This window comes from Nocardioides sp. (assembly GCF_035697785.1).
In the GTDB taxonomy this organism is placed as follows: Bacteria; Actinomycetota; Actinomycetes; order Propionibacteriales; family Nocardioidaceae; genus Nocardioides_B.
In genome coordinates, this window is record NZ_DASSCL010000106.1 from 35,888 (window position 1) to 43,452 (window position 7,565).

The 7,565-nt window shown below is 70.3% G+C and carries 7 protein-coding genes; 2 read left to right on the forward strand and 5 right to left on the reverse strand.

Annotated elements, in window-relative coordinates; genetic code table 11:
* Positions 1-22: 22 nt before the first annotated feature.
* From VFH10_RS10785 to VFH10_RS10805, 5 genes are all read right to left on the reverse strand, one after another.
* Positions 23-1,912, reverse strand: a complete 1,890-nt coding sequence (locus VFH10_RS10785; protein ID WP_325128344.1) for a multicopper oxidase family protein — start codon at positions 1,910-1,912, stop codon at positions 23-25.
* 101 nt (positions 1,913-2,013) lie between these two features.
* Positions 2,014-2,526: a DUF4396 domain-containing protein gene (locus VFH10_RS10790; protein WP_325128346.1), complete on the reverse strand. Its 513-nt coding sequence runs from the start codon at positions 2,524-2,526 to the stop codon at positions 2,014-2,016.
* Positions 2,527-2,556: 30 nt separating this feature from the next.
* The gene (locus VFH10_RS10795) at positions 2,557-3,318 is read right to left on the reverse strand and encodes an amino acid ABC transporter ATP-binding protein (protein ID WP_325128348.1); all 762 of its coding nucleotides are present in this window, start codon (positions 3,316-3,318) and stop codon (positions 2,557-2,559) included.
* Positions 3,315-4,175 (reverse strand): amino acid ABC transporter permease, encoded by an 861-nt coding sequence (locus VFH10_RS10800; RefSeq protein ID WP_325128350.1) that lies wholly within the window; start codon positions 4,173-4,175, stop codon positions 3,315-3,317. Before VFH10_RS10800 ends, VFH10_RS10795 begins: the two co-directional genes overlap by 4 nt.
* Complete coding sequence (locus tag VFH10_RS10805) at positions 4,172-5,056, reverse strand: ABC transporter substrate-binding protein (RefSeq protein ID WP_325128352.1); 885 nt, start codon at positions 5,054-5,056, stop codon at positions 4,172-4,174. Before VFH10_RS10805 ends, VFH10_RS10800 begins: the two co-directional genes overlap by 4 nt.
* A 112-nt stretch (positions 5,057-5,168) precedes the next feature.
* On the opposite strand from VFH10_RS10805, the gene VFH10_RS10810 reads away from it, so the two are divergent.
* Entirely contained in the window at positions 5,169-5,720 is a 552-nt protein-coding gene (locus VFH10_RS10810) for a PadR family transcriptional regulator (RefSeq protein ID WP_325128355.1), read from the forward strand.
* Positions 5,717-7,565: NADPH-dependent 2,4-dienoyl-CoA reductase (locus tag VFH10_RS10815; RefSeq protein ID WP_325128357.1), on the forward strand; the 1,849-nt coding region annotated here is incomplete at its 3' end. The genes VFH10_RS10810 and VFH10_RS10815, both read left to right, overlap by 4 nt.

A 7,565-nucleotide genomic window follows, 5' to 3' on the forward strand; every position in this document is an offset into this window, starting at 1 on the left:
ACCGCAGACGAATCGGGTTCAGTTAGCGGCTCCTGACCTTCCTCGGCTTCTTCGGGCCCTTGCCCTTCTTCGGACCCTTGCCCTTGCCCTTCTTGGACCTTGGCTTCTTCTTGGGCTTCTTCTTGGGCTTTTTCTTCCGGGTCCGGGGCGGGGCGACCGGGGCGGCCGGAGCGCTGGGGCGATCCTCGGCGGAGCCGTGGTCCGACCGGTCGTCATCGTCATCGTCGTCATCGTCGTCGTCGTCGCGCGGTGGGCGCCGCGGCTCGCGCGGCGGCCAGGGGTCCGGCGAGGTGCCCACGTCGCCGTCGTCGTCTCGACTCGCCGGGTCGCTGCCGATCGGGTCGTGCGGGTCGACCTCGTCGGGACCCAGACCGATGCTGTACTGGAGCATCATGTCGTGGTCCTCGTGCGGCAGGTTGTGGCAGTGGATCATGTAGCGGCCACGGTGCGGACCGAACTTGATGATGACGTCGATGACCTCCTTCTCGCCGACGTAGATGGTGTCCTTCGGGCCGAGCTCGTAGTCGAACGGGGCACGCCCGTCACGGGAGAGGATCTGCTGGTCCACCAGGTGCGCGTGCACAGGGTGGAACCACCCGCCGCCACCGGTCTCCAGGGTCCACACCTCGATGTCACCGAGGTCCGGGTTGGCCACCACCTCGCGGAAGCCACTGGCCACCACGTCGTCCCAGGTGCGGCCGTTGATCGTCCACTCGTCGTCGAGCCCGTCCTTCTTGAACTCGAGGTGCCGCCGCCGCTTGGCCATGTCACGGGTCAGCGTCATGACCTCGTGGGTGACCAGGGTGTCCGGGATGAAGTTCCAGGTCGGGTCGGAGGGGTCCACCGGCTCGTCGGTGACGTCGAAGGCCATGATCTTGTCGGTGTTGTCGAAGTCCCGGTTGTTCTCGTTGCTGAGGTTGCGCAGCTCGACGCGCTGACCGGCCGCGTAGTCGCGGAAGTCGATCAGGAACTCGTAGCGCTCCGCAGAGCCGTGCCGCCACGACCCGACCTCGCGAGAGCGCGGCATCATGCCGGCGTCGGTGGCCACCATGTGCACGGAGCCGGCGGGGAACAGGGTGGGCCGGTAGGACCGGGAGATGGAAGCGTTCAGCATCCGGAACCGGTAGACGCGACGCTGCACCGGCAGCACCGGCCAGGGCACTCCGTTGACGAGGATGACGTCGCCCCAGAGTCCGGAGGTGGCACGGTCGTCGTACGCGAGGCTGCCGTCGGCGGCGAACATCACGTCCGTCACCGTCAGCGGTACGTCGAACCGTCCCCCCGTCGGGAGCAGCGCCCGCTCGGCCGCGTCGTGCACGTGGAACTGGCCCGCCAGGCCGGTGTACGCGTTCTGCGCGGTGTGGTGCACCGCGTGGTCGTGGTACCAGAGTGTGCGCGCGCTGGTGAGCTCCGTGGGCCACTGGTAGACCTTGCTGCTTCCCGGCGGTGTGATGTCGCTGGCGTAGCCGTCGTACTCCGGCAGCGACGGGTTGCCGTGCAGGTGCGTCGAGGTGACGAACCGGTGCCCGAACATCGGATGCACCTCGGGCAGCAGGTTGCGCACCTTGGCCACCACCCGGGTTCCTCGCTCGACGTGGATCGTCGGACCCGGGATGCTCCCGTTGTAGCCGAACCCGTGCATCAGCTGGCCGGACGGCAGCACCTGGGCGGTGGCCGGCTGCTGGTTGATGACGTACGTGGCGAACCTGCCGAACTCGTCCTCTCCCGTCTGGCTCGGCGCGAGCACCGCCGGTGGCACGAACCCGCGACGGTAGGGGCGGGGCAGCAGGCTCTCGTCGAGCTCACTGGCCGACTTCGCCACCACCGCACTGCTCCACGGCACCGTCAGGCCCCCCACGGCCAGCGCCCCCAGTCCACCGAGCTGGAGCACGCCTCGACGCGACACCTCCATAATCGGACCCCCTCAGTTCACGATTTCGCGTCACAGTGCCAACGCGGCGTGAAGAGAACGCAAAAGCGGATCCGGGTCTCGTTTCATCCACCTTCGAGGTGTTATCGATGCATGTACTGATGCACCGCGGCGTGGCCGAGCCCGCGGCCGATCATCCACTTGTTGACCGGGACGGTGACCACGAACGCGACCGCCAGCGAGAACGCCAGCGATCCCCAGAACAGGATCGACACCAGCCCGGCCTCCATCGCGCCAGGTACTCCGACGAGCACCGCATTGTCGACGATCTCCATCACCAGGATCGAGACGGTGTCGGCGGCCAGCGCCACCCGGACCGCGGCCGCGAACGCGAGCCCGGACCGGAGCACGGACTGCATCGTGAGCAGGTAGCCGAAGAAGAAGGCCAGGACCACGGCGAGCGCCACGCTCGGCCAGGTCGACCAACCCCACCAGGTGGCGAGCACCATGCCGAGCACCTCACCGATCGCACAGCCGGTGAGGCAGTGCAGGGTGGCGCTCGCCGCCACCCCCCAGGTCGCCTTGAGGGCCGCATGCCCGTGCTCGTGGGCCGCCTGGTCGGTGACGGCGTGCTCGCTGTGATGGTGCTGTCCCATGCCTGACGTTATACCCCATGGGGGTATGAGTCACAAGACCCTGCGCAGGAACTGCCGGGTCCGTTCCTGGGTCGGGTCCACCAGCACCTGTTCGGGCGGACCCTGCTCGAGGATCACCCCGTCGTCGAGGAAGCAGACCGTGCTGGCGACCTCGCGGGCGAACGCCATCTCGTGCGTCGCCAGCACCAGCGTCGTACCCGCCTCGGCCATGTCGCGGATGATGTCGAGCACCTCGCCGACCAGCTCGGGGTCGAGCGCCGACGTGACCTCGTCGAGCAGCACGAGCTCCGGCTCGGTGGCGAGGGCGCGCACCATCGCGACCCGCTGCTGCTGGCCGCCGGAGAGCCGATCGGGGTGCTCGTCCGCCTTGCCGACGAGGCCGAACCGGTCCAGCAGGTCCCGCGCCCGCTGGTCCGCGGCGTCGCGGGCGAGGCCGTGCACCTTGCGCGGCGCGAGGGTCACGTTGTCGAGCACGGTCATGTGCGGGAACAGGTTGAACGACTGGAACACCATCCCCATGCGGGCCCGCACCCGTCGAGCGTCGACGCGCGGGTCGGTGACCTCGTCGCCCTGGAACCAGATCTCCCCGTCGTCGACCGGCTCGAGGAGGTTCAGGCAACGCAGCAGCGTGGACTTGCCGCTGCCCGACGCACCGATCAGGCAGACCACATCATGTCTCGCGACGGTCAGGTCGACGTCGTGCAGCACCACTTTGGGGCCGTAGGCCTTGCGCAGGCCAGTGACCCGCAGCAGCGCGGGACCCGGCGCCGCGTGCGACGGGGTGGCCGTCACCGCGCGCCCGCCCGCTCGCGACGCGCGTACCGGCGGCCGAGCCAGTCGGTGAACCGCGCCAGCGGGACCGTGAGCACGATGAAGAACACCGCGGTGACGAGGTACGGCGTGTAGTTGAAGTTGAAGTTCGCGTAGTCGCGCGCGGCGAACAGCGCCTCGAACACACCGACCGCGCCGATCAGCGCGGTGTCCTTCTGCAGCGAGACGAAGTCGTTCAGCAGCGGGGGTACGACGCGGCGCACGGCCTGCGGCAGCACGACGTACCGCATGCTCTGCGTGGAGGACAGCCCGAGCGCGTCGGCACTCGCCACCTGGGACGGGTGCACGGACTCGATGCCGGCGCGGAACACCTCGGCGACGTACGCGCCGTAGGACAGCACCAGGGCGGTGACTCCGAGCCACATCAGGCTGTTCGTGACGCCCTGCAGCTGCAGCGCGGGGACGCCGAAGCAGAACACGAACACCAGCAGGATCGTCGGGATGCCGCGGAACACGTCGGTGTAGACGACCGCCAGCGCGCGGACCGGGAACAGTGCCGGGGCGTGCGTGCTGCGGGCGATCGCCACCAGCGCTCCGAGCACAAGGATCAGCGGCTCGGCGACGAGGAACATCAGCACGTTCTTGCCGAAGCCCTCCCAGATGGTGGGCAGCGCCGCACGCGCGTCGTCCCACGACAGGAAGGTCTCCTTGAACGTCGGCCAACCGGGCGACGAGGTGACGACGACGACGAGCAGGCCGACGACCACGACGGTGGCCAGCGTGGCGACCAGCGCGGAGCGCAGCCGCAGCCGACGGCGGACGGCCTGCCGTTCCAGCTGCCGCTCGCTCGGGGTCCAGCCCTGGCGGGCCGCGGTCACTGCAGCACGGGCACGTCGACCACGTCGGACAGCCACTGCTGCTCGAGGTCGGCCAGGGTGCCGGAGTCGCGCAGCGACGCGAGCGCCTCGTTGACGCACGGGACCAGCTCGCTGCCCTTCTCGAACAGCAGGCCGAACTCCTCCTTCTCGCCCCCGGCCGGCTGGAACTGACCGACGATCGTCGCCTTCGGGATCTCGACCGCGGTGATGAAGAACGCCGTCGGTAGGTCGGCGAGGAAGCCGTCGACCTGACCGTTGTTGAGCGCCTGCTTCGCGGCGTTGGTGTCGTCGAAGACGGCCTCCTGCTGCTCGGGCTGGATCACGTCGCGGATCACGGTGAGTGAGGTGGTGCCGGTCTGGGCGCCGAGCTTGAGACCCGACAGCTCCTCGACGGTGGTGGCGCCGGCGGCCGGCGAGCCTTTCAGCGCGATCAGCGCCTGGGACGCCTCGTAGTAGCCGTCGGAGAAGTCCACGACCTCGGCACGCGCCGGGGTGATCGAGATCTGGTTGATGTCGAAGTCGAAGCTCTTCTCACCCGGTGCGTACGAGTTGTTGAACGGCACCTTCACCCAGTCGACCTGGTCGTCGCCGAAACCGAGCTCCTCGGCCACGGCGTAGGCGACCGCGGACTCGAAGCCCTCGCCGTTGCTCGGGTCGTTGTCGGAGAACCAGGGCTCGAAGGCCGGGCTGTCGGTGCCGATCGTGAGTCGGCCGGCGTTCTTCAGCGCGAGCGTGTCGGTCGCGCAGGCGTCGTCCGACGGTGACTCCTCGGCGGACGTCGTCTCGGGGGCGGCCGGCTCGGTGTCCTCCTCGACCGGCGCGCAGGCCGCGAGCAGGAGGACCGAGGCGGCAAGAGCGGGGAGGACTCCGTGCAGGCGCATGGCTTGATGCTAGAACCGTTCGGCTCGATGGTTTCGGGTTTCTCACCGGCGTGAACGACGTCACCTCTGCAACTAGTTGCATACTCCGGTGCGAGCGGCCACAGTGATCCCCATGGCCCTCGAGCACGCGCTCCTCGTCTCGCTCAGCGAGTGCCCCGCGTCCGGACTCGAGCTGACCCGCCGGTTCGACCGCTCGATCGGCTTCTTCTGGAGCGCCACCCACCAGCAGATCTACCGGGTGCTCGCCCGGATGGAGGCCGCCGGCTGGGTGAGCCGCGAGGACGTCGCGCAGTCCGGCCGCCCGGACAAGAAGGTGTACGCCGTGACGCCCGTCGGCCACGACGAGCTGCGCCGCTGGCTCGCCGAGCCCGGCCCGGTCGAGTCCTTCCGCAGCGAGCTCGCGGTGCGGCTCCGCGCCGCGTCGTACGGCGACCGGCGGGTTGTGCTCGACCAGGTCGCCGACCATCTCGCCGACCACCGCACCAGGCTGGCGCACTACGAGACGCTCGCCGCCCGCGACTTCCCGGACGGCGCCGTGGGCCTGCCCCCTCAGCGGCTCGACGTCTACCTGGTGCTGCGCGGCGGCATCCGGCTGGAGCAGTTCTGGGTGGACTGGCTGACCGAGTACCTGCAGGCACACACGACCCAAGGAGCATCCGCATGACGCCGTACCCGCACCTCCTCGCACCGCTGGAGGTCGGCGGCCTGACCCTGCGGAACCGGGTCGTGATGGGGTCGATGCACACCGGCATGGAGGACCGCGCCCGGCACCTCCCCGAGCTCGCGGCGTACTTCGCCGAGCGCGCCCGCGGCGGCGTCGGCCTGATCGTGACCGGCGGCTACTCCCCCAACGTGCGTGGCTGGCTGCTCCCGTTCGGCTCGATGATGACCCGCGGCCGGCACGCCGACCGGCACCGCTGGGTGACCGACGCGGTGCACGCCGAGGGCGGTGCGATCGCCCTGCAGGTGCTGCACGCCGGGCGCTACGGCTACACCCCGCTCAACGTCAGCGCGTCCGCGACCAGCAGCCCGATCACGCCCTTCAAGGCCGGCGCGCTGAGCGGCCGCGGCGTCGAGCGGACGATCGAGGACTACGTCGACGCGGCCCGGTTGGCGCGGCGGGCCGGGTACGACGGCATCGAGATCATGGGCAGCGAGGGCTACCTGATCAACCAGTTCCTCGCCCCGCACACCAACCGGCGCACCGACCGCTGGGGCGGGAGCGCGGACCGGCGGATGCGCTTCCCGGTCGAGATCGTCCGGCGTACCCGCGAGGCACTCGGCGACGACTTCCTGGTGATGTTCCGGATGTCGCTGCTCGACCTGATCCCCGACGGGCAGACCTGGGACGAGACCGTCGCGCTGGCGAAGGCCCTCGAGGAGGCCGGCGCGTCCGTCATCAACACCGGCATCGGCTGGCATGAGGCGCGCGTCCCGACGATCCTCACCCAGGTGCCGCGGGCGGCCTGGGCCTGGACCACCGAGCGGCTGCGGCCCGAGCTCGGCATCCCGGTGTGCGCGTCCAACCGGATCAACACGCCCGAGGTCGCCGAGCGGATCCTCGCCGAGGGGCAGGCCGACCTGGTGTCGATGGCGCGTCCGCTGCTGGCCGACCCGGCCTTCGTCGCCAAGGCGGCCGAGGGCCGCGCCGACGAGATCAACACCTGCATCGGCTGCAACCAGGCGTGCCTGGACCACACCTTCTCCAACCAGCGGGCGTCGTGCCTGGTCAATCCGCGGGCCGGACGCGAGACCACGCTCGTGCTCGCGCCGACCCGCACGACTCGTCGCGTCGCGGTCGTCGGCGCCGGGCCCGCCGGGCTGGCGAGCGCGGTCACCGCCGCCGAGCGCGGACACCGGGTGACCTTGTTCGAGGCGGCCCCGGAGATCGGCGGCCAGTTCCGGCTGGCGATGCGGATCCCGGGCAAGGAGGAGTTCGCCGAGACGCTGCGCTACTACGCGCGCCGGCTGGAGGTGCTCGGTGTCGACGTGCGCCTCGGCACGCGTGCCGACGTCGAGTCGCTGCGGGAGTACGACGCGGTCGTCGTCGCGACCGGTGTGGAGCCCCGGGTCCCCGACCTTCCCGGCATCGACCACGCGAAGGTGGTGTCCTACCCGGACGCGATCACCGGCGCGGTGCCGGTCGGCGCGAAGGTCGCGGTCGTCGGCGCCGGCGGCATCGGCGTCGACGTCAGCCACCTGCTCACCCATCCAGAGGGTGAGGGCGACGACGACTGGCTCGCGCACTGGGGCGTGGGGGACCCCGCGGTCGACCGTGGCGGGCTGAGGGAGAAGAAGCCGCGCACCTCCCCGCGCGAGGTGCACCTCCTGCAGCGCAAGGCCTCGTCGATCGGCAAGGGGCTGGGCAAGACCTCCGGCTGGGCGCACCGGGCCGTGCTCCGCGACTCCGGCGTACACCTGGTGCCGGGGGTGCGCTACCACCGCATCGACGACGACGGCCTGCACGTCACGGTCGGGGAGGGCGACGAGGCCGAGTCCCGGGTGCTCG